This window comes from Cytophagales bacterium, assembly GCA_033344775.1.
Taxonomy (GTDB): Bacteria; Bacteroidota; Bacteroidia; order Cytophagales; family Cyclobacteriaceae; genus JAWPMT01.
The window spans coordinates 2,074,652-2,099,358 of the sequence record JAWPMT010000005.1; the positions used below are offsets into that span (position 1 = coordinate 2,074,652).

General features: G+C 44.5%; 13 protein-coding genes. All 13 read right to left on the bottom strand.

Features of this window, described 5'->3' with window-relative positions; all coding sequences use genetic code 11:
* Positions 1-36: 36 nt before the first annotated feature.
* Positions 37-924, bottom strand: a complete 888-nt coding sequence (locus R8G66_26445) for a hypothetical protein (GenBank protein MDW3195943.1) — start codon at positions 922-924, stop codon at positions 37-39.
* Between the two features lie 152 nt (positions 925-1,076).
* On the bottom strand, positions 1,077-2,117 hold the full coding sequence (locus R8G66_26450; GenBank protein ID MDW3195944.1) for a DUF4249 domain-containing protein: 1,041 nt from the start codon (positions 2,115-2,117) through the stop codon (positions 1,077-1,079).
* Complete coding sequence (locus tag R8G66_26455; GenBank protein MDW3195945.1) at positions 2,105-3,172, bottom strand: DUF4249 domain-containing protein; 1,068 nt, start codon at positions 3,170-3,172, stop codon at positions 2,105-2,107. Before R8G66_26455 ends, R8G66_26450 begins: the two co-directional genes overlap by 13 nt.
* On the bottom strand, positions 3,150-4,172 hold the full coding sequence (locus tag R8G66_26460; protein ID MDW3195946.1) for a DUF4249 domain-containing protein: 1,023 nt from the start codon (positions 4,170-4,172) through the stop codon (positions 3,150-3,152). Before R8G66_26460 ends, R8G66_26455 begins: the two co-directional genes overlap by 23 nt.
* Positions 4,172-5,266 carry a DUF4249 domain-containing protein gene (locus tag R8G66_26465; GenBank protein MDW3195947.1) on the bottom strand — a complete coding sequence of 365 codons (1,095 nt, stop codon included), beginning with the start codon at positions 5,264-5,266 and terminating at the stop codon, positions 4,172-4,174. Before R8G66_26465 ends, R8G66_26460 begins: the two co-directional genes overlap by 1 nt.
* Before the next feature lie 12 nt (positions 5,267-5,278).
* Positions 5,279-7,093 carry a hypothetical protein gene (locus R8G66_26470; protein MDW3195948.1) on the bottom strand — a complete coding sequence of 605 codons (1,815 nt, stop codon included), beginning with the start codon at positions 7,091-7,093 and terminating at the stop codon, positions 5,279-5,281.
* On the bottom strand, positions 7,090-9,705 hold the full coding sequence (locus tag R8G66_26475; protein MDW3195949.1) for a carboxypeptidase-like regulatory domain-containing protein: 2,616 nt from the start codon (positions 9,703-9,705) through the stop codon (positions 7,090-7,092). Before R8G66_26475 ends, R8G66_26470 begins: the two co-directional genes overlap by 4 nt.
* A gap of 260 nt (positions 9,706-9,965) precedes the next feature.
* Complete coding sequence (locus R8G66_26480) at positions 9,966-10,883, bottom strand: hypothetical protein (GenBank protein ID MDW3195950.1); 918 nt, start codon at positions 10,881-10,883, stop codon at positions 9,966-9,968.
* Positions 10,855-11,409, bottom strand: a complete 555-nt coding sequence (locus R8G66_26485) for a hypothetical protein (GenBank protein ID MDW3195951.1) — start codon at positions 11,407-11,409, stop codon at positions 10,855-10,857. Before R8G66_26485 ends, R8G66_26480 begins: the two co-directional genes overlap by 29 nt.
* Entirely contained in the window at positions 11,402-20,995 is a 9,594-nt protein-coding gene (locus R8G66_26490; GenBank protein ID MDW3195952.1) for an FG-GAP-like repeat-containing protein, read from the bottom strand. The genes R8G66_26485 and R8G66_26490 overlap by 8 nt, the downstream gene beginning before the upstream one ends.
* Before the next feature lie 31 nt (positions 20,996-21,026).
* Entirely contained in the window at positions 21,027-21,767 is a 741-nt protein-coding gene (locus R8G66_26495; GenBank protein MDW3195953.1) for a hypothetical protein, read from the bottom strand.
* A gap of 105 nt (positions 21,768-21,872) precedes the next feature.
* On the bottom strand, positions 21,873-23,708 hold the full coding sequence (locus R8G66_26500; GenBank protein ID MDW3195954.1) for a hypothetical protein: 1,836 nt from the start codon (positions 23,706-23,708) through the stop codon (positions 21,873-21,875).
* A complete protein-coding gene (locus tag R8G66_26505; protein MDW3195955.1) occupies positions 23,686-24,705 on the bottom strand; it encodes a hypothetical protein in 1,020 nt (339 codons plus the stop codon). The genes R8G66_26500 and R8G66_26505 overlap by 23 nt, the downstream gene beginning before the upstream one ends.
* Positions 24,706-24,707: the final 2 nt, after the last annotated feature.

The following is a 24,707-nucleotide window of genomic DNA, read 5'->3' on the forward strand; positions in this document are numbered from 1 at the left end:
TCCCAGTAACCGCATTACTTACTTAAAGTAATCTGATTACTTACCCTCGCGGAGCTTCGCGATCTGCTGCGTTGCGTTTTCGTTGAAACGATCTAGTAGCAGCACTTTTTCGTAGAACGCCTGTGCCAACTCCTTTTCACCATTCGTCGCTAGCGCCTCTGCGTAGCTATCGTACACGTTGTGCTCGTGCGGAAATAGCTTTGTGTTCAACTCGAAGACTTTTAACGCTACGTCTAGCTTATCCGCTGACAGATATACATACCCCAATGTGTTCAGTTCCGACGAGCGTTGCACATGGTACCTTAACCCTCTTGCAAACTGATCCACGTTCCAGTCGGGGCCTTCACTATTGGAAAAATATTCCATCAGATAATTGGCGGCTCGGTAACTCGGTGTAGACGGAAAACCAAGTGCTATCTGAGCAATATCGGTTTCCAAATCATTAACCGGTTCCTCTACAATCCGTGCAAATTCCTCTCCATCTCTTTCGAAAATGAATGTAGGTACCCGGTGGATCATCCGGTCCTTTTCCTCAGCCTTGGGACCTTGCTTGTATTTACCCTCCTGGCCATGGCCATAGAGCCCTACAAACTTCAATTGATTGGGAGACAATCCTGCTTGTACCCACGCGTGGACAAACTTGGGCACATAATTCTTGCTGTCGCCACACCAGGTTCCCATGTAAATAGTTACTTGTGCATCTTTCAGTCCTTTAGCCCATTTAGCCTTCTCGTCACGCAATTCAAATTTCTCATAAGAAGCACGGTACCAACTGGCGTAGGTAGCATCTTCTTCCAAGGTTGCTAAAGGAAATGGCCCAGCGAGGTGCTTTTGCCCACGGTTGTTTTCATAAAAATTTGGCACCTGTGCCAGGATTGAAGTACAAGAAATCAGTAAAGTGATAAGCGGTAGAACGGTTCGCATTTTTTGTTTTCAAAGGTGGATCAACCGCAGACAGTTCTGTGTTAATGACCTCCAAAACAATTGTTAATGGAACGTTATTATGCTATAAGACACCCTTTATGGCCAGGGTAAACGACTAGCAGTGACTTGAAAATTGTCAATACTAAATGCACTCACGGGCAGACCCCCTCATCAAATGGCAACTCGAATAAGGCCGGCGCATAATGCTCCGTGCACAGTGTCGTGACTCCTATAGGAAAGACAGGAATTTCAAATTGTACCGGAATTCCATCACGACTATAGCAATATCGAGTCATGTCTTGTGAATAGGCGTGAAAGTAGCCCAACACTGCTTCAGTAGGATCATTGACATTTCTGATATTTCCTATTACCGGTGCAAAAGGTGGATCGAATATACCTCCTCCCCTATTCAGCTGGCGTTTTGCCTCCGACCAATAGGCAAACGCCTCGCTGGTCATACTATTCGCCACCACTTCCACCACGTAATTCGTTCTGAATTGAATAGGTACATTGGCGACCTTCGTCTCATAAGTGTTTCCTGATATTCCAGCATTGGTGGCTAAAATGACATCTCTATTGATCGGGTTTTGGAACTGCCAGCAATCGAGAGGGCCTGCCGGTACCAATTCATAATCCACCAGCACTTTTTCCCAGCCGGTTGTTTCAAATCGTACAAAGTGTTGATCCAAAGTATTTTCAAGCGCCGTAAATACATCATGGAAATATGAAACAAAAGGAGTGCCATCATCAGTTGTCCCCCTTGTTTCAATTAATTCCTCCTGCGTCAGGCCAATTGAAACTGGATTTGGCAAGGTTTCCATGGTTGACTCATACATGCGGCCATCTCCTGACTCGATGTTAAGCTGGTACGATTCTCCCACCACTCCTCTCACTGATTCCGAAAGGGTTGCATAAACGCCGGGAATGGCCTCCTCCAGCAAAAAGATCTCTCCGGAACCTGTGGAAATGGTTACTCTGGCGCCCCCGCCCAGCGTATTTTCTCCTACTCCATTGATGGTACTGGTACTCAGCCGAACCACCACCAAATCATTAACATCATCGATCCAGCCTTCTACGACCAGCTGTCTGGTAACATCCTGATCCAGTTTCACATCGATGGGATCAACACAACCGAAAAGTGACAGAAAAAATAAGAGGATTAAACTTCGGTTTCTCACAATCATATCGGACATAGTCCCTCTGTTTCGAAGGGTAACTCAAAAACTGCCGGCGCCCAAAAATCTTCGCAGGTGGTCAGACAATCTAAAACGGGTATGTTCAGCATCCCAGGAATACCCGTGCGATCAAAACATGTTCTGATAAAAGATTGGGAATAAGCGTGGAAATAACCCAAAACGGGCTCAGCATCACCATCTGTATTGATCACATTGCCTACAACAGGTGGAAAAGGTGGATCAAAAATTCCTCCATTTCGCTGCAACTGTGTCTTTGCCAACTCCCAATAAGCGAATGCTTCTAAGGACATACTGTTGATAAATAATTCCGTCACATAGCCCGCCCGAAAATCAAACGGAACAACCACTGCAGATACCTGATACATATCCGTGTCAACTCCAATATTGGTAGCGGTATTGATATTTGATTCAATGGTTTCTCTGAATTGCCAGCAACTCAACTCTCCGGGAATACCAAAGCCACCCAATACCTCGTCGCAAAGCCCATAATCCACGAATAACTCAATCCATCCCTGCGATTCGATCCGCACATATTGTGGACGTTCAGAATTCTCGAAATCCACCAGCACTTCGTGCGCATAGGTTACAAATGGGGTACCATTGTCCAGCGTACCACGTTCTTCCAGCAATTTCACTTCCGTATTGGAAACGGGTATCGACTCGGGAATAGTAACCGCATCAGACGCATACGATTGACCATTGGCCAGTACAATATCCAAACGATACGATTGGCCAATGATGCCCTGCAATTCCCAGGGTGTTGTTTCATAACTGCCTGGAAAAACTTCGTTGAGTGTGTGTGCTTGATCACTGGCAAGATCAGTGATTGTTACCCGGGCATTCCGACCCAAAGTATTTTCGCCAACCCCATCAAATGAACTTGTCGAAAGCCTCACCACATGAACGCTATCGACATCATTGATCGATCCTTCTACGACCAATTGTCCTCCCCCAAGATTATTCGCCAGATCAATAGGCTCCGTGCAGCCAATCAACAAGACAGCTATCAGCACCAGCAATCGAGTAGGTCTAATTACAGAGACTGTCATCATCAAATGGTAATTCAAAAACAGCAGGTGCATAAAAATCTGTACATAGTACGGTAGCAGGCAGAATAGGTATTTCAAAATTCCCTGGGATGCCTAAGCGGGAAAAACAATAGCGGGTCATGGTCCGGGCATACGCATGAAAGTAACCAAGCACTACTTCGTCAGGATCATTCACATTGCGGATATTTCCTACTACCGGAGCAAAAGGCGGATCGAATACGCCGCCACCACGTTCTAATTGCCTTTGCGCTTCTAACCAAAAAATAAAAGCTTCTGGGGACATGGCATTCGCATAGAGTTCAATGATGTAATTCATCCGAATGTCTACAGGCACATTGGTCACTTCAATCTCATAGGTATCCACATTCACACCCGTATTATTCGCCAGAATAATTTCTCTGTTCACAGGATCGCGAATTTGCCAGCATGTCAATGGCCCCGGAGCTTCTAGTTGGTAATCAACTCTTAAATTGGCCCATCCTGACGTTTCGATGCGCACAAAATGCTCATCCTCTGTATTCTGAAGCTCGGTGAATATGTCATTGGAATAGGACACAAATGGCGTCCGGTCGTCGGTAAATCCACGATTTTCTATCGGTACGTCCCTCGTTGACCCAAATTCAACTGGCTCGGGAATGGTCACTATCTCGGAGATATAAGAACGGTCATCTTTAAGCGTGATATTGAGGGTATACGATTCACCAACGACGCCTACTAACTCGTTGGATGCTGTCGAATAGAGACCAGGAAAAACTTCATCCAGCAAAACCATTTCGCCAGTCCCGCTTTCGATGGTTACGATCGCACCAGGACCTAGGGTGTTTTCTCCGATGCCATCAGGTGTACTCGTACCTAAACGGACCACCACCATCTCATCCACATCATTGATCCAGCCTTCTACAATAAGCTGGCTTTCGAAATCATCTAGAGGATCAATTGTGATGGGCTCTACACATCCAATCAAGGCAAAGAAGAAGCTAAATATGACCCAACGACCATTCACTAGCGTTCAAGATCAGGGCAAGAGTCTTCCAAATCAAAGGGCAGTTCAAAAACTGCGGGTCTGAAAAATTGCGTGCAGGTAGTCAAGCAATCGAGAATAGGAATGTTCACAAATGCGGGTGTTCCCGCCCGGTCAAAACACACCCTGGTGGAAGTTCGCGCATAGGCATGGAAATACCCCAGTACAACCTCATCCGGATCATTAACATTCCTGATGTTGCCTACTACCGGAGCAAAAGGCGGATCGAACAATCCCCCAGCCCGCTCAATCTGTAATTTGGCCAGTTCCCAATAGGCAAACGCCTCGGGAGACATGGCGTTGGCAAAAAGATCTGCGACGTATGCATCTCTGAAATCAAATGGTACATTATCCGCCAACACTTCGTATTCACTCCCGGTCACTGCCTGATTAGTGACAGTATTGACCTGGCTGGTGATGGGATTTCTTCTGGACCAACAAATTTGAGGTCCCGGAGGCCCTGTTGATCCACCATCAAATCCTCCACATAAAGGATAGTCAACCTGAACCCTTGCCCAACCAGCAGCGGTTACCCGTACAAAATGATTCTCTGAAGTATTCTCCAACTTTGCATAGACATTGTGTGAATACTCTACGAATGGAATACGATCATCAGATACGCCTCGTGTTTCCAGGGCTTCTGCTCTCCCCTGTGAAATATTGACCGGTTGCGGAATCGTTTCCATCGTTGACGTGTAGCTTTCACCGTTGGCTAATTGTATTCTTAGCGTATAAGATTCCCCTACTTGCCCTAGCAATGCCGCCGTATCTGTACGATAAAGACCAGGAGAAATTTCATTCAGATGGGTGATTTCGTCGGCACCGGAAACAATCTGAACCTGTGCATTGACCCCTAAAGTATTGACAGAAACCCCCTCGAAACTACCGGATGTTCTCAATCGCACGGTAACGACCTCATCGGCATCATTCACGGAACCTTCCACCACTAATTGCTGCGTGCCATTAACATCTATTCCGATATCAAATGGCTGAACACAACTCAAGCTAAAAACCAGGGCCAGTACTGGTAATTGCATGTAAGCTGATCGCAGCATAGAAATAATAAATGACCTCATAGAAGTAGCTGGTTATTTTGGGGCTTTTGATAAGTTGATTACTTCATACCTGGTAATTACCCTCCCTGTGCTTGTAATTCCCATGACTTCCACACCTACATTGGTCCCGTAATCAGGAACGAGAAAGTCAATAGATGCATTACCGTTTTGGTCAACAGGAACATCCGCCTGCCAATGCACCAATGCCGGGAAATAAGGCACGCCATCTACTTTTTCCGGAGCTTTAGGAGCCTTGGATTTGAAGTAGCCTTCTACTTCTATGCTTTCTAATTCGTTAGGGAAATCAAACTGATCTTTCATCACGATCGAAACAATACCTCCAAGTGCAAGATTCCCATAAGGAGCAATCGTAGAGAGCTTATTGAGCACCTGCACTGAATGAATCTCCGTTGGCTGTAGCCCCATGACGATCTCTTCATAAGGAACCGGTACCCCGTTGATAAGAATCAGAGGTTTGGGCTTGAAAGACTTCTTTTGGTCCACCGAAAAGACCCCTATGCCTTTTTTAGTCATGAAAACATATGGAATGATCTCCTTGATCACTTCTTTCATGGTACCGAACTCCACATAATCACTCAGGAGAATGGTGTTATCGGCATCATTGAATAAAGGCTCAGGTGTATAAATAGCCTTACGTGTTGGCAGTTCTCGAAATTGCAAAAACCGCTCGGCCACTTTTCGATTCAAAAGCCTCAAACGCACCATTTCATTTAACTCGTCAGCTGTTGTCGCATAGCTAGCTGCGCAAACCGGGAAAGGAGAAACCAGGAACGAGCGTGGTGGAGCAAATTCAAATTTTGCCTGAGCGACACCTTCACCAGTTTGACTTAGATACAAAGTTTTGGTTCCCTCAAAATCCAGGTTGTAAAAACCAAATCGACCTTGCTCGTTAGAGGCGGTATATTTCAAATCGAAATCATCTTGCGGGTTGGACATGATCAGCCGTTGATCAATGATCTTAGTCCCATCAGCGGTATTGCTCAATGTCCCGGTAAGCTGAAAACCTCTCAACCAGGTCTTTAAACCTACATTGAGACGGCTGTGATTAGGCAACTCTTTACAATTTGAGGTTGCATCATTGGGAAGTATCGGGTAAGCATTCTTTGCAGGGCTTTGACTTAAATCAGTCACCGATACGGAAACCTGCTCCATGGGCTCGTCAAATCGCAAAGACATGTTCAACGCGCCACCATTCTGCTGGCTTTCGAAACTAAGCCCGCGATCAGTAATGGACTCACGAACATTATATACCCGGAATAGCTCATCTCTTACACTGACCCGAACGTCAGTAGCAGGTTTGGTTTCAAAAGTATGTGACTCCCCTGGATTCACCGGAACTGGCTTTTCACCGCTACCACCTTGTAATACTTGTGCGGTATACTTGATCGAATCGGTCGTTTCGAAAAGCATTACATCCAAAGCATTCCCTTGCTTAATCACGGTCCCGATCTGACCAGCATCAGGGGCCGTATCTAATGCACTTCCATTTTCCGGATTGACGATCCATACTTCCTCCGCATGGGTGATCATACCATTTTGATAATTGGACAACTGTAAAGTGTACTTACCTGTACCGAGCTCTTTATCCAGTGGCAGGAAAAACTCCACACCAGTTGCGGGCACCCAAACGATCTTATTAAAGGACGCATTTCCATTGTCATCAAACAATGAAAGGTGATAGGCATAGGGCACCAGGGCCGCTTCCTGAAAATAGGCCACTCCCTGAACCGTATCTCCCGAAAGATACAGGGTTTGGTCAAGGTGCAGGTTCTGCCCAAAAAGTGACCATGACAACAGGCAGCAAAAGCCGAATAATACCTTTCTCATTTGAATTGGAAATTATAAGTGAATGAAGGAATAGGGTTGCCAAACACGGTCAGGCGAAAAGTCCTGGGGATTGTGTTATCCAGGGCCTGCGCAAAGACTGAAAACGGATTATCCCGGCCATAGACGTTGTATACTGAGAAAGTAAAGCTGTTTCGCCATCTGGAATTTCTTCTGTTGTTGCCTTCCAAAGTCCAGGAAAGATCCAACCGGTGAATATCCGGTGTTCGTACATTGTTACGTTCGTTGACCGTGAACAGACGTACACCCCCGACAACATAGGAAGAAACGGGTATGGTAACTGGACGACCCGTGTTATAGACGAAGTTCGCCGACATGGTCCAAAGCCTGCTAAGTTTCATACTGGTCGAAAAGTTCAGGTTATGCGGCCGATCGAAATCAGCTGCAAAGAACTCTCCATTGTTAATGCGATCTTCCCGGAAATTAGACGCTACCCGGTTTCTGGTACGAGAGTAGAAATAACTCAACCAGCCAGTTACTTTACCGCGATTCTTTCTGATCAAAAACTCCGCACCAATCGATCGCCCCGTTCCTTCTAGGATATCTGCTTCCAGTACATCTTTCAAAAGCACATTAGCCCCGGTTCGAACCAGGTTCAATCGCTCAAAATCTTTGTAGTAAAGTTCAACTGAAGTTTCCCAGAGGTTCTCGTTGAAATTCCGGAAGTAACCCAGTGAAAATTGGTTGGCAACCTGCGGACGAATGGTTTCACTACTGGTTCGCCATTGGTCAGTGGGCAGTGAAGCAGTGGAATTCGTAAATAGGTGCTCATACTGCACTGACCGGGTATAATTTCCTTTCAAGGAAGATTCCTGACTGACACGCAGGTTAAACCCAAACCGTGGTTCGATATTGTTGTATAGGTTTTTGAAGGAACCTAAATCCAGGGTATCTGTGATAGAAAAGGCCGATCGGGCCTGCTCCTCCGAAAAGACGAATTCCTGATTGGCATTGAGTCGATTAAAGCTGGATAATCTTATCCCCCCTGTCACATTCAAGGATTCATTGAGTTGGAAATTGGTTTCCCCAAACAGCGCCAACTCCATTGATTCCTCTTCTCCAATCTCCTTAAATTCAATTTGAGAATCCGAACCATCTGGTGTCCGTCGCCCCAGGTCAATCTTGCTGGCCTTTGCTTCAACACCGGCTCGCATGGTGAAATAGTCATTTGGATGATAATCCACCATGGATTTTAGTCCTGTGGATTGAATACCATTCTCGGTGATCGCCTGTCGGTTGGTGGTCGCATCCTGCAACTCCGCATCGTAATCGGAATGATAGATGGTCGTTTGTGTAAACCACTGTTCGTTGATATCAGAGACCCAGTTCATACCGAAAGCCTTCGAATCGTAGGCATAGGCTGAGTCACGACCCAGGTCATAAAAATCGGTGCTTAAATACGAGGTGAACTCAACAACATTCTTTTCATTGATCTGGTAACGCAGCTTCACATTGCCATCAGAAAACCGTGCGGAACTAGCACGTACGTCTCTGTCCGGCACATTGTTCAACAACCAGCTAGGGTCACTGTACCTTCCTCCCAGTCGCACGGAAAGTTTTTCAGAAATCGGAATATTCGCTGAAAGCTTGTTAGAAACCGGTCCTACACCGCCAGATAATTCAAACCCCTCTGAACTTGGGGTAGACATTTCTACGGCAATCACGCTGGATAACTTACCTCCGTATTCTGCAGGTATACTTCCTTTGAGCACTGAGAAATTGCTCACCAGATCGGGGTTGAATACCGAAAAGAAACCCAGTAAGTGAGATGAGTTGTAGATCGGAATACCATCCATCAACACCAGGTTCTGGTCAATGTTTCCTCCTCGAATGTTGAAGCCTCGGGCACCTTCTCCTACAGTCTGCACACCAGGAAGTGATTGTACAATTCTGGAGATATCAGGCTCACCCATCAAGGCGGGTAGTTTTCGGATACTTTCCAACTCCATGGATACCCGTCCGGAACGCGTATCGCTGATATTTTCATCAGCACTTCTGCCTGAGATCACGATATCATCCAGTTCGAGGGTCTTTGAGAACAGTTCAATGTCCATTTGTTGGTCCTGGGTAAAATCCCGAACCTCACTGATCTCGCTATTGCCCACGGCTTTTACCTTAAGCAAATAACTTCCGGAAGGTACCTGTAGGGCATAATTGCCCTGCACATCCGTAACCGTCCCCAACTCCAGCTCCGGAAGCAGGACAGATGCGCCAATGACGACCTCTCCGTTATTGGCATCCCGCACGGTTCCTCGGATACTTACGGTATACGATTGTTCCTGAACGGCCTGCTCGTCAAACAGCACATACAAACCATTCTTTATTTCCTGAACAGATAGTGTTGTTCCTCTCAACAAAATAGAAAGGGCATCCAGCACCGTCTTATCTTCCAAATTTGAAGAAACGGTGACCCCTGCAACCCATTCAGGTTTCACGTACACTGTGGCTCCGTATTCATTGTTGAGTACTTGAAGTACTTGTGATAGGGAAACATTATTAAAATTTCTGGTAATCCTTACTTCGCCATTTTGCCCAAAAAGACTGCAGACAGAAAACACAAAAGCAAGAAGGAGGGTGATTCTGATGTTAGTCATTCGGATAGGTTAAAAAGGGATGTTTTGGAGTGTGACATTCCACCATTCATGGAAGGCCAACTGGTCCTTGATTGCATGCTGAGAATTTAGAAAATTAAACACATTGGCTACTCGCCATGAACAAAATTACCTTGGAGGGGAAAACCCTTATCCCAGGATAGTGACAGTAGATTATTTTTTCATTACCAATGGTCAACCGACACTTTCGCTGGTCATTTAACCTGGGAAAAACACAAAAAGTTATGAGAAATAAATACGCCTTATCGAGGAGCGCGTACCGTGATCTTGTAAGAAAGTTGTTGGAGTGACAGGTCAGATAACCTACGATCCTCCAACCAACGCTCAAAATCGAAAGCATCCATTTCCGGAGGGTAGGTGAAGTTTTCCATATCATACGCATTATCCATCGGCGGTGTAGGAATCTTTGACTCACTGAACAATACATACATGGTATTACTCTCTTCACCTTGCGTAAAGTCTGTCCAGACCTGAAGCGGCAATACGAATTGCGGCAGGATATTCAAGGTTTCGACAGAGCTATGCCTGGGATCATAAAAGATATAATTCTCTCCCCCTTTTACAGTCATACCACCGCTGTATTTGGGCGTATTCAATTGAGGGTAAGGCATGATTCGACTAACGGACCTGGCCGATCGAAAAAAGATAGCAACGAAACCATCTATGGCAGGCTGAAAATGAACATACATTGGCTCTCCAGATTCAAATACTTCCTTTTTCGAATCTTTGTAAGGTGCACTGAGCGGACTGGCTGCAAATTTTAAGGGATCATTTTTCACCTCGCGGATCAAGCCATAAACCGTACAGGTGTATTGATTCACTTGTTCGCCTTTGCTTTCCACAACCTTGGCTTCACACTTGGGTTCGCGCTCATGCTTGATCCATATGCCTCTTACCTTCTTGTTGCTCTTCATCACGTAATCGACGTTGCCATCTTTGATCGTGGTGATGGTTTCATCTTCAATCAGATAAGGGAATGCTTTCTCAATCGCAGCAACCTGCGCATCCTCTATGCCGCGTTGCTGGGCTGATTTAGGGGACTCGTAAGGATCCTGGATGACGATGGCCTCCCCTTTTTGTACTTTTTCCTCTTGTGCGAATGCGTACTGCAGGGTAAAGCAAGCCAACAAACTAACCGCCAGTATTCTCAAGTGCTTCATCGGACAAGCCAAATTCTGTTTTCAATTTCTCTTTATCATTTGCCGGCAACAAATTCCAGAAGTCACGCATCGCACAGCTAACCACTGTCTTGAATTCGTATTTACCACCTTGCTCCCGGTAGATGGTCATGACCGTATTGCTTCTAAGGCTAGCGGAAATTTTTACCACTGATTCGCTTAAAAAACCCTCTAATGCCGAACTCTGGCTGGATTGGACGAGCGATGATACGGAACTGGCAAATAAGCCCGCCAGATTTCGCTGAGCAGTCATTTTGGAACCCTTCATCGCTGCTTCGAAAACAGCAGTAGATGCGCTTCCTTCACTGACCAGCACCCTGGTATTGGACCGGCTCCTCAATTCAAGAGAACTGGCCAACTGTTCAGCCATTGGCTTATCTCCCGGCAAAATTTTCCAGCCTTCTTTTACAAGGGCTTTCTGTTGCTTTTTGGCTTCTTTCTGATAATTCTGAGCACATACATTGATGGTGCCCAGCATCAAAAATATCCCTACAAATAGTCTAATCATTGATCAGAATTTTCTGCTTACTTCGGTAGGTTCCCGCTTCAGAAGACAATTGTACTTCAAGGAAATACAAGCCAGATCTCAATCGGCGATCAATGGCAACTTCCATGGTATTTACTCCTGTAGTGGTTAGCATTTCTTCCGCACCGAGTATTTCCTTACCATTCAGGTCGAAAAGGGTGATACTAACTTCAGTGCCCACCTGTCCTAAAAGATTGATCCCTATCAGGTCAGTAACCGGGTTAGGGTAAACCTGACCAACAGCCATAATCTGATTTGCCATGATCTCTTCTTTGAGGTCTTCGGGGCCATAGAAGAACAGCAACTCGTTTGCGCCTTTTGCCACTGAAACAGAGGTCGAACCTTGTGCCTTCATATCGATGAAGCGCACGCCTACCGGATCGAACAGATACAAGGATCGGGCCAAACCACTCACTGATTCATGATCCCATTCCAACGCGATCCTTCCATCCCGAACTGCGTGTAGCGAAGTATTCCATACATTGACCAGTTCCGGTGCTTTAATTGCATTTCGGATCACAGTCAATTCTTCATCAATTTCATGTTGCAATCGGATATAGTTTCCTGGCGCCGGAAGCACATATTGATCATAGATATCTTCTCCGTTAGCAGCATCTTCCTTGATACCAAAGCCCCCTAAACTCAATTGATTACCCTGCTTGATGGTAAGGTCCAGTCTCCAGCTATCCTCATCGACCACCTCATCCCAACGTGTCAGTTCTATACGCCCACCTGAGTTAGAAGGAATTTCATCGTTCATTGGAAACTCGAAATTGGATACGCTTTCAGTCACACGAATAAAGGCTCCGTCAAATCGTTCCATAGTAGATGGATTCGTAACGAACTGGCCATTTTTGAATAGTCTGAAGTCATTGATCACACTCGCATCAGAAATGTTTCCTACCGCGAGGTTGTAATCCCTAATGGATTCAATACTAATCGGGAAAAGGTACGGATTACCGATCATGTTCCATCCGGCGCTCAATGAAACAGAATGAGGGTCATCGCTGGACGCTTCGACGGTCTCAGCAGACACTACCTGAATATCTGCTTCTTTCACTCCCACAATCAAGTAATAACCAGCACCAGGGTTGAAGGTACTACTCAACGTCAGGTTTTGGAAGCCAGAAGCATCTGTAGCTCCATTTCTTAATCCCACGATTCGATACTTGGTATTATCGTCTCCAGCAAAGAGTTCTGCCAAACCACCATGTTCCGCATTTTCCAATCCACTCAAAACATCACTGAACCTTCCCGACTGGAATGGGAAGGCAATCAGAGAATAATCGGTCACCGATTCACCTTCGAGCTTGATATTGGCTTCGGATTTGAAATCGATCGGATCCGTGCTATCAAAGAAGATTCCAATGGACCTTACTTCCGGATCGTTGGTATTTCCATCCAGGTCCGTAGCAGCAGCATAAAATTCAACTCCGACGCTTCCGATATCGGTGGCACTGAATTCAAAACTGTAGGTACCATTGGCAGTGACTGTCTGAGCAACTTGCTGGAATGAACTCTCTGCCAGTTTTCTCCAGAAAAAATCAACTTCTGTGATCTCTGACTGATCCTGAACTGTAAATGAAACGGAATGTGGACCAGAACCTTGTCGTACATTTTCTTCGAAACTATCATAACGTACCGTAGGAGGCACGAGATCGAAAAAGAACGTGTATTCCGAAGTAGTGAAATCTAAGGTATTCAGCTCCGTACTTGAGAAAGTAAGATCCGCCGGACTGTTCAATGTCAAGGTGATCGCTGGTGTGCTCTGACTTACGGTACTGACAATATCCGCCACAACGAAATAAAACAGATCTGTACCTGATCCTGGTAGTGCGGAATTGAATTCAAGACTCATTGCGCTTTCATTAATCATGAAAGTGCCTAATTCCGTATCTGCTCCAGACAAGGAATTATCTGTCGAGCTAAACAATCGGATGTTTTCAAATCGATCACTGATCGCCTCACTTGCTGCAATATTTACCCCTTGTAGACTTACACCTGGAACATTGGCATTGGCACTAAACACCATGATCTGCTGGTTCTCTGTCGATGCCTCAAAATTGGTATTTGAAACATTGCCCGGAGTGTAAGTAGTCACTGCATTTCGAATACTGATCAATGGACCCGTTAGACTCCCTGCTTCGTTTACAAAGCCAGTTTCTTGTATGAAAACATTGGCAGCATCCAACGTGACTTGAAACTCTCCTGCAGCGGCAACAAACTTAGCTTGAGCTACCAGAAAGAAATACACTTGCTGCTGAGACAAAGAATTGCTCAATCCTGAAATGGACAAGGTCGTCCCGTCAGAAGAAGCCTGCGCATCTACTACCTGATCCTCCGGAGACAGGTCCGGATTTGCGTCTACGGACCTGAACAATTTGAGCGTCGATTCTTCAAGGTATTCACTGTAGTCTCCATTTAAAGTAAATGCCAGGCTATCTAAAGTACTGCTATTAGTTGCATTGATCCCAAAGGAGAAAAACACAACATTTTCGGTACCTCCATCAATTTGACCGGAAGCAATCGCCGGTTGATTATTGAATATTTTCACCGTATCCGGGACTGTAAGTGGGTTGACCGGACTGAATTCAGACCCTTGACCATTCGCATCAATGGCCTGCACCGTCCAGGTATATTCGCCAATAGGCAAATCAACAGGATCAAATAGCCAGGTAGTATCCTGAATGGCTCCGTAACCAGTAACTTTTCTAAAACCATTATCAGGATTGGCGCTCTGGTAGGTAAGGTTCTCAGTTTCGCTTTGGATCAGAACATTGTAAGTCAGCTGATTAGTAGCAGTCTTATCATCTGTGGACGGATCCCACTGCAACTGCCAATTACCATTCGGAAAGGTAATATCAAGATTAGTTGGAGCCGTTGGTGATTCATTACCTGTGTCATTGGCATTACTCAATAGACCAGCATCTTCGGTATTGGTAGTCGTTACTCCGCTGTAAAGCAAGTCCACATCTCCATCTTTATCATAATCTCCAATGGCAGTAGCAGCATTAGAAACACCACTGATGTTGATAATTAATGCTTCTGTATCTGTCAGCACCCCATTTGTAGTATTACTGTATACTTCCATGGCTTCGGTGCCGATAAGCATGACATCCAGGGTACCATTATTATCACCATCGATCACTTCTATTTTGGGTGCACCACTGGATTGCGTGGTTACATCAAGGTCAGTAATTTCCTCAAATTCCAGCGCTTCATTCGTGCTGTAGATCTTGATGAAACTACTACCACCAGTGGCTCCGGAGTAAATAACATCAGGACGACCATCGCCGGTCATATCTTCCAGTTTCAAATCGACATCACTGAGGAAATCAAAAGTTAAGGATGTCCCAGCAGTGAAAGTGCCCGATTCGTTGATGTATAAAATAGCCTCCGTAGTACCCATGATCAGGAGGTCCAGATCGCCATCCAGATCAAAGTCGGAAAACTCCAGATCTCCTTGCGAATCCGCTATAAACGTCTGACTAGAAGCATCAAAGTTGGATCCGTTGTTGATCAGCAACTCTGTTTTTATCGTGCCATCAGCCTGGCCCATCAAAATAACATCCACATCTCCATCATTATCAATATCTCCCGAAGCAATATCCGCTTCAAGGAATTGGGAAGAGTTTGTCACCGTTTCTGTGAACGTAGCGCCATTGTTTTGATAAATGGTCGTTCGACCTACACTAAACAGTGTTCCTGTTACGAAAATGTCCTGATCACCATCATTACCAAAATCAAATACTTCCATAGAAGTTGAACTTCTGGAAGACATAAAATTGATGGCCGAGGCAGATCCGTTTAACAGGACAAATCCACTGGTGCCATTCGATGCAACAACATCCAGATTATCATCATCATCAAAATCTGCCATCGCAAGCGACTCATAGGTATCATTTGTCAGACCACTAATTTCAGAAGCAATGAAGAGCGAAGAAATAGGAAGGATTACCCTGATCTCATTTGAAGTATCGGATTCAGTCGCTGCGTTAATGGCTTTAACCGAATAGCGATAGTTCCTATTACGCCGGAGGTTATTGAAACGGAAAGAATTTTCATTTGTACCGAATGTACCTACAGTCACCAAGGTCTCTTCACCTCCAATGATCTCTTCACGGATCAGCGTCACTGCAAAGCTGTCAATTGCCGTTTGATTATTCCAGTTGGCCGTAAAACTGCTTGTCGCAAGATTGGTAGGCTCGGTTGCAACAGGAGTGAAAGGCTTGCCAAAGAAAAAGTTTTCAATTCTACGGAATTCCGATCCTTTTGAAATGCTATTGATTCGCTGTACTCCGACACGGTAAGCCGCGCGTTCTGCATTGTTCACTTCGTAGGTGGCATTGCGGATCCTGGCTTTTTCAGGATTTCTGACAAAACCTGTTAGTCGTCGCGAGTCCGCCGACCTGATCACCTCAACATTTTCTAAACTATCAGTTTTTACGACGATGACTTCATACTGGGCACCAGGTAAAGAATCCCAACCAATCACAATCTTTGAATCCATGAAGGACAGGCCAATACTATCTGGTTGAGCTACTTCAGAAACAAAACCGGAAAACAAAGCATTTTCATAGATCGTGGTTACAAAATTGGCAGTGCTGTCCACTCCATTGATGACAAGATCAAGATCGTCATCACCATCGATATCTCCATAAGAGATATTACCATTGGACAATCCTAGCAGATTACCATTTTCTGCAACTGTAAACGTAGCATTGTCATTGATCCATATAGATGCTATAGTATCTGTACGGGCAATCCCGGTCTCCACCAGATCCTGATCACCATCGCTATCTACGTCAATCCACTTTACGTCGCCAGCATAAACACTATCCACGGCCAAAGTCGAGGCGGTAAAAGACCCATCTCCGTCATTTGAATAAATTACGGATAAGATATTATCACTGGTTCCGTCTACGGTTCCGCTGACGACCAGGTCCAGATACCCGTCTCCGTTATAGTCGCCAAAATCTGCCGCACTTTGCGATACGGCCGTAAAGGTAGAAGTAGTACTCTCCTCAAATCCTGTTGAATCACCCAGATGTAAAACGGCCACCGGATTACCCAAAGAATCTAATCCTGTTAAGAATACATCCAGGTCACCATCATTATCCACATCTCCAATTTCAATATCCCCGCGAATGATCGGGTTCATGGTCAGTGAATCAATGACTGTATAATCATTTGAACCATTGTTTTGGAAAATCCGGATTTTGTAATTCGCTGCATCCGTATCTTCCTGTCCGGACATGATGATATCGAGATCGCCATCTCCATCAAAATCGCCAGTAGCTATGTCACCAAGAATGAGGTTGCCACTATCTGCCGCAAAGTCCTTGATGTTATTCAGATCATTGTCGTAAAGTGTTCCTCCATTACTGTCTGTGGCAAAACCCTGTACCAACAGATCAATTTGGCTCAGTAAATCATTATCAAGATCACCTGCCGCCAATCGCACAGAATCCTTGGCCGTTCCGAAAGCTACTCCTGCAGCAAAGACCCCATTTGTGTTGGTAAAATATTTTAAGATGTCATTTCCGTCATTATCTGTACCCGCAGCAATTATATCGAGATCGTCATCATTGTCAATATCCACCAATTTCGTTTCACCATAGGCCACACTGTCTATGGTCCCCGCCTGTATGGGTGAAAATGCAGCATTGGTAAACGAAATATTACTACCGGTCAATGTGGTTTCAACGACTGTTGATCCTGTAATGGTCAGGTTACTTGATGCCAGTTGAAAATTGATGGCATCCGTAGTATCTGCCACCTCATTCGCTAATCCCTGAACAAAATAGTATACCTCTTCTATCACAAACAAAGTATCAGCAATACCTCCGAAGGATACCAATGAATCCGAAACAGCAATCGTGTCGGGAGCCAACATCGTACGATCTGAACCATCTGCTTTAGTCCCGGCCCATAAGGTAAAATCAATCAGAAGAGAATCAAAATCATAGGAACCCGCTATGGTAAGGGAATCAACTACGGTCGTATCTGTACCGGCAGTAGCTAACCAGGAAAACAAGGTCACGCGATTACCATTCAATGCGATATCTGCAATTACGTCATTATTCTCCGACAATTCCATTTCCAAAAACAGGTCACTGCCGGCGGTGTAAGAAATGCCCAGATTCGTATAATCAGAACCTGTTGTTGTTGCTACCTCAGAAGCACGGGATGATTTGAATGCTTCATCTGCAAAAGCTATGGCGATGTTATCGACATCATTGATGGTATCATTGTTGATTGCGTTGCCTGTATAATCAAGGGTAAGAATACTTCCCGAACTTGAAATATTGATATTTGGATCAAGACCAAGAGGAACTTCAGAAATTTCAAGTTGTTCTGATTGTGTAAAAGATCCTCCAGCGTTATTAAATACATCACCTATGATCCTCGCGATTAGTTTTCCCTCCAGCAGACCATCATTTGCAGACGATTCAATGAAGGCCGCTACTGGGAAAGAATATTCAAAAATTTTGTCTGCAGTATTTCCAGTGATCAACAAGCGTTTACCATCTCCTGATAGCTGTATTGCCGTAGGAGTCGAAAGATTCGTTGCGATGCTAACATTGATCAGCTTAGCCGTAGCGGTACTGATATCAAAAGCAGTGGAAAGATCAAATTGATAAAAACGGTCCTGCAGGTTGTCCACTACAAAGAAGGACGACCCATCCTGGGTAAAAGAGAACCCTTGAGGCCCCGTTACAGAAGTCCCGAGCGAAAAGGTTGTTTCTAACACTGCCGTAGTGGGATCAAATGCGGTAGACAAGAAGTATTCAAAGATGCTATTATTCGTATCTCCTAATAAATACATTTTCGATCCATCATCATTGAAGGCGATATCAGTAGGCGCCGTATCATCTGTGAATGTTGTGATCACTGAATCAAAACTTGCGGTAGACAGATCATACGCCAGAGAAAAGCGGAACACATTGATTTCGCGTGTGCCTCCGATCACATACAAGCGGGTCCCAATATCATTAAAAGCCAATCCTCTACCCGCTGTTTCCTGTAGGGAGATGGAAAAAGTGAAGTTCAGCGTGGCAGTACTAATGTCATAATTCGTCGACAGTAAATATTCATCAATCACACTTGTTCTCAACGCATAAAGTCTTGAACCATCATTATTGAAAATAAAGCCCTGCAGGTCTACAATGTCCAATGATTGGAACACCGTATCACTTACATTGCTGATATTTGGCAGCTTGGAATAGCTGATCAAAGGCTCAGGAATGTTCGAACCTGCCGTAAAAGAAATTTCTAATCCTGTCTGAGATTCTGTAGCATTGATCACTTCTGCAGCCGTGAAGTCCTCGAAAGCCCCATCACCAAACGAAATTTGAATATCCGATACAGAATTACCTGCGTCATTACTCTTAGTTTGGCCTGTTAATGAAATTTCGATATGCTGTAGATCATCACCGAGTGCTACGGATGGTGTAAAACCGGAAGGAATTCCGACAATGGTCACATCATCTGAGGTAATCTCACTGTTAAAATTGCCTCTGACCACCCTTGCAATCATGGCGCCTTCCAATTGCCCATCGTTATCTTCTGTTTCGTTGAATGCCACCGCCGGTAACGTATATGCATCCATCACCCGTGAAGAGTTCAAGGTTACTAAACCAGTCAGGCCCGGATTGAACCGGAAAGACAAATAATTACCTGAAACCGTAGAGAGCGGCAAGGTACCAACACTGGTCACCCCCGTCACGCTGTAGGGCGTCGTTAGGTCATATTGTATAATAGAAGATGTGGTTCCAACATAAAATGACTTTCCGTTCGCCGAAAATGAAATGGTGGTGTATGTATTGGAAGTGGTGAGCGTCAAGGTTGAAGAAGAACTAACCGAAGCAATATTGTAGGCACCAGGTAAGTTCAACTGATCAATCGTACGACCTCCATTTCCAACCAGGAATATGCGATCTCCTGAGCCACTAAAAGCGAATCCCGCCGGAGACGAATCATAAATACCAACAGACAAACTGGTGCCTGAATACGACGCTGTAGAAATATCAAATTCCGACGTTAGATCATACTGGAAGATGGCATCATTCACGTTTCCTAGTACGAAAAGACGTCTGCCTGTGGCGTCAAATTGCAGCGCCTGAGGAGTCGTATCTTCACTCCCTACATAGAAGGAAATATTCGCATCAGAAGCACTTGAGATATCAAAAGCGACAGAGAGATCATATTGATGAATAGAATCACTGGTACCCAACAGGAAGAGTTTTGAACCATCGCCAGAATAAGTGAAATCCTGGTAAAATGAATCATTCGTCGGACTGATCGAATTTCCGGACAAAGTAGCTTCAGTAATAGTGGGTTCAATACCGTAAAAAACCCGAGGCTGGTTGAAGCCCGCATCTAAATTGATCCCCAAATTACTCTCCGCCGGCCCCGTGGCATTGGTGACATCTACAGCATTTGAAGTGACAAATGCCGTATCAGCGAACGTAAATTGCACACTGCTAACATCCAGTGTATCCTGATCGCTCGTTGTTCGGCCCGACAAAGAAAGGGTAGCCGTTAAACCACTGGCGTCTACACTCAAGACTGGGGTGAAATCCGAGATCAGATTGTTGATGGAATATTCCGTATCCGCCACCAGTGCTTCCCCTTTTCTGATTAGCGTATCTCCGACTACCGTAACGATAATCGAACCATCTAGTGTCCCATCATTTTCAACCGACTCTTTAAAAGCAATTTTATCAACAGTAAAATCTGTAATTGAGCTGGAAGAATTAATCATAGCAACTCTTGCAAAATCCTTGGAAAAGGCAAATCCTGTATTGGATGAAGAGTTTGACAGATTCATCTCATTGACGAAAGATGCACTCGTAAGCTGATGAGCGGTGCTCATCCCGTATGTGAAAATGTTATTACTCGTCGCATCAAGCACGAAAGCATATTTCCCATCCGGAGAAAACTCCAGATCGCTAGGGTTAGACGATTGTGAGGAAACAGATAAAAACGAACTATTGTATGATGCAGTAGTCAGGCTAAAAGGCGTCGACAGATCATACTCATAAATATTATCTCCCCCTGCCCCAAGGATATACATTTTGTCCCCTGCAGGGTTGAATTCTACTCCTGTCGGAGATGTATCCTGTGTCGAAATCGTGAAACTAACGCCGGTCTCAATCGCCGAGCTCAGGTCAAAAGCCGTGCTTAACTCATATTCATGTACCGCACCGGAACTTGAACCGACCATGAACATTCTGGAACCATCCTGATTGAAAACAAACCCTTGTGGGTTAATATCCTGGCCTCCTACATAAAGTGAAAAACCGGAATATGAAGCTGAAGTGATAGAGAAAGCCTCTGAGAGGTTATATTCATACATGGCATCAGTAGAGCTACCGAGGACGAATAATTTAAGACCATCATTGCTGAATTCAATATCTGTTCCCAATGACTCTTCTGATAAAGAGATAGACAAACTACTCTCTGTCGCGGAACTAAAATCAGGGATCAGGGAGTAATAGACGGACTGAGCCTTCGCGAAAAGAATAGTGACAAAAAGTAGTGTAGTAAGTAGAATTCGTTTCATATGCTACCTGGCAATTTTTTAGTCGAATAGATTATTGTGGAAATTGGGGATCTGGCAACTCATCGGGCGCTATGGCCTGATCATATAGGAAAGCTCCTCCTCCAATCACCGCTACACCAAGCAATACCCGAAGAAAAATCGGGAATTTACGTGCCACTTTAAATTCAAGCGTTTCATAGGATTGTCCACGGTGGGTGATACGCATCTTATACGTACCCACATCCTTTTTACCGATAGTCCAATCCATCGTTCCATCATTCAGTAGATCCGTATTGATCTCTGAGGCACTCCCTTTACTGTCAACCAGCTCCACGAGTACTTGTTCTTTGGAAATACCACCCTTCCAGTTGATTTGATAAGTCTTACCAACTTTAAATTTCTGACCACCAAAAGGCGAAGGATTGATGAATCGTATCGGCGTATAAGTCTGTTCGGCACTGATGATAAAATTGACACTTTGATCAAATGAAGATATTTCATTGGCCGCCTGCCAAATGACACGCTTATTGGTCCCAGGCTTCTGATCAGGACCAATCTGACTGCCTTGATCAAAAGCGGTAAGCCTGCGGCGTTCACCCGAACTAAACAGAATGTCCAGGTCTACCGTATATAAAGCATCTGGCTCTTTCGAATAGAGCTGGTATTCTATGATCACATTTGCCGGATCTACCGGATCCTGGTCAATTCTGTTGATCTTGACCCAATATTCCTCTTGTGCCATGGATAGGAATGGGACGATCATTAGACAGATAAGTAAGATCTGTTTCTGCATGTTATCGGTTTTAGTTGGCGGTTGCGTTAAATTATTCCATTTGACTGGTTTAAACAAAGCAAGTCCTCAAGATTTAGCTTGTCAAAGCATCATAGGTTCAAATCCCTATTGAACAGACACCTGATCACCCGGTAAAGTGATGAATGAGCCTGTTTGATTCGCATAAATCCCGTAGCTATTATAGCCTACCTCATCGAACGCATCATGTGCGATGAGACTCCCTGCATCATCAAAAGTCAATAGATGAGTAGTCTTATTTTCGTCAGTCACTGGCACCTTTACCTTCGAGGCGTAAGATAGCTGTCCTTTAGACACTTTAAGAAAAGCAAAATCCGAATTGGTCAATCTTACATAGAGATAGGTGTTATCACCAACAGAAGATTGATATAAGATTTCATTCCCACTACTGCGTATCCGCGCTACGGCCTTTTGATTGATGCTATTAGTTTCGTTGGTTGGATCGAGAAGTACCTTTGGTCGGTCTGAAACCAGCGATTTTCCTATAGGTGCACCGATATAGGTGGGGTCGGCTACATAATAGCGTTTACCTGCCGAAGAATAGTACCTGCCCGGATATTGTTGTTCAAGAGCTACCGCAACGGCAATATGCTGTGGATAATCCAGCGCACACACATCAAACCTGGTAAATGCTTTGACGAGATAGATCAATAAAGCCGATCGATCCTCGCAATCTGAAAATTCGTAATGGAAAATTTCTTCAGGCCAATAGAATTTTTCATAGCCAAAGTGTTCATCATCCGTCTTGTAAGCAAAACCCTGCTGGACCAACTCAAGAAGAAATGCTACTCGTTCGTGAGCATTCATGTCATCAAGCACCTCACCCAATTGAGAAGCGACAGATTTTTTGAAGGTAGCCGATCCTTCCGCAAATAGATAATTGTTATATGGAATTCGTGGCAAGCGCTCGTAATAATCAATGGCATTCAAATCATAAGAAAAATCAAAAGAATACGGCTGGTCATTGAAGTTGAATGAAACTTTCTTGCTGCCTACTCGGACATTTTGAAAATCTAAAGGGCGCATTTGACTGAGATCAAAATGTCTTTGGGCCAAAGCATGGGAGTTTTTGTAAGTCTTAAGTTTTTCCTCTTGTCGGGTTTCGAATATGTAGTAATTAATCCCTTGAACTTTAACATATCGCGTATTGTAGACAGGCTGCAACGTTGGTAAAAGATGAAACAGTCCCTGTGCATCATTGGCCAATTTTATGTTATAGCCCATTTTTAACAAAAGGAACCAACTCACCACTTTTTGGTGGTTGGCATCGAGTCCACTTCCTTTCAGCAACTGATTGATCGCCATGTACAAACCGTAATCATTGATCTGTAGCTTGGATTTCATATTGAACAAACCAAAAATACTGGCACTGTAATCCGTTTTACCCAGGTCCTTCCAGGCTTGAGAAATGCCCTTCTCTTCAGTTGAAGTCAGCCGGAATTTGAAAATCTCTTCATCAAAATCTACTTCAACAGACTGGCCAAAAAAGGAGGTACGTTGTTTTTGATATTTCACATCAAAATCCTTGGCAGACTCCTTGGTAGGCATTTGAAACTGTTTATGATTCGCCGGGCTTTCCAGCACCAAATCATCCAGACTACCAAGATCTTCCTCAAGTAATTCATCATCTGCTTCAACTTTTGGCTTAGGCTTTGGAGGGTCTGGCAATACCTTAGGTTTAGGCTTGGGCTCGGGTTCTTCTTTCTCAATGTTTAGGAATTCATCCCAGGCATTGGCCAGAAACTCGCTGAACGACTCATCAATTTCCTGACGATAGTCTTTGAAGCTCTGGGATTGCTCCTTTTTGAATTGTTGAAATTCCTTTTCAAAATCCTGCGCCTGACTAACGCCCAGCGTGCAGAACAATAAGAACAACAAAAGAGAAAGTTGCTTATTCCAACTACGGCACATAATCGATTTCATTTTCTTCCAGGTATGATTTGCTGAGCTTAAGGTCCACGCTGGCGAGGTATTCATTGGTTTGACGATTAATGATCGACACACTCAAAGTCACCACTTCTTTGTCATAATCCCAATAATTGCCAATGAAGTGATAGATCGAATTTCGAGAAGTCAGCTTGAAGCCCGCCTTCTTGAGTTCTTCTGCTTGTATTTGCTGAAAGATCTCTGAAAACTCTGACGTTCCATCCTCTCCTTTGTAGCGCAATGATGTCATGCGAATTTGAAAGCCTTTGTTCTCAATCTGATCCTTGAAAATAGTTGAGATCAACTTCGCTCCATTTTTCAGATCATACTGATCGGTGAGGACATCTGATATTTTTTCGGTCACCGTCAGACGCAGCGACTTCATTTTAGTCCGGTTCTCCTCAGAGAGAGCACCACCGGCAGCGTTCAATATGAACACTGAAGATTCAATTTCTTTAATGTAAGGAAGCAAACGGTAGTAGATCCTAAGTTCCGTTTTTACATCTCCTTTTTCCTTGAATTGTTTAGCAATCCCCAATGCGTTATCCACCTTTCCGAACTTTTCCTGGATCAGGTTATCGTAGGTGGCCACCACATTGGCCTTTTCTACATAAGCCAGAGCAAATGCTGCATTATTGGCTTCGTCCACATGTGTCTTGTAGGTAATCCCACTGACTTCAATATTGGAAGAAGAAATCGTCAACCGCTGGAATTCGTCCCTGGCATAGCTGTTTGAATTATAAATTTCGTTTTTGGATTGGCTCTTGATCGATACCAATACATTTTCACTCAAAGCCGCACGAGCACTCTCTTTGAGTTTGCTTTCCAGGTCATCATCCGCGTAAGACGAAATTTGAGTCAATCGGGCAAAACCTGAAAAATAAGTAGCAGCAGGATATGAACGCAACCTCTGATCCTGATCAATCCAATCGACCTGAGCCATCATTGGCTGTGCCAAAAGGAAAAGAAAAATCAGTATCAGAGGTAGCTTCATCA